This window comes from Acinetobacter sp. (genome assembly GCF_036666595.1).
Taxonomy (GTDB): Bacteria; Pseudomonadota; Gammaproteobacteria; order Pseudomonadales; family Moraxellaceae; genus Acinetobacter.
On the sequence record NZ_JAVWVO010000165.1, the window covers coordinates 1 to 514 of the forward strand.

A 514-nucleotide genomic window follows, 5' to 3' on the forward strand; every position below is an offset into this window, starting at 1 on the left:
TATTGGTGTAGATAAAGCCACGGTTGCAGAAATTTTGGTGAAGGTTGGTGATACGATTGCAATTGATGACAGTATCGTTTTGCTTGAATCGGATAAAGCCTCTGTTGAAGTGCCTAGCACTTCAGCAGGTGTGGTGAAAAGTATTGCAGTTTCTGAAGGTGATGAAGTTTCAGAAGGTGCAGTATTGATTGAAGTTGAATCGGCTGATGCATCTGCCTCTACTCAAGAATCTGTAAAAGCTGAACCTGCTGTAGAAACTCAAACAGAAGTGCAGCCTGTAGCTGCGGTTGCAGTATCTGCTGCCCCAGCGACTTCGATTTCAACTCAAATTGTAGATGTTAAAGTTCCAGATATTGGTGTTGAAAAAGCGTTAGTTGGCGAAATCTTAGTTAAAGTCGGCGATGAAATTGCTGTTGATGACAGCATTGTTGTCGTCGAGTCGGATAAAGCAACGGTAGAAGTTCCAAGTGCGGTTGCTGGTACGGTAGAAAGTGTTGTCGTGAAAGAAGGTGAT

General features: G+C 43.2%; 1 protein-coding gene. It reads left to right on the plus strand.

The window, feature by feature from the left end:
- Position 1: 1 nt before the first annotated feature.
- Positions 2-514 (plus strand): biotin/lipoyl-containing protein (locus RR876_RS17395; RefSeq protein WP_332637227.1); only part of this gene is annotated, 513 nt, incomplete at its 3' end.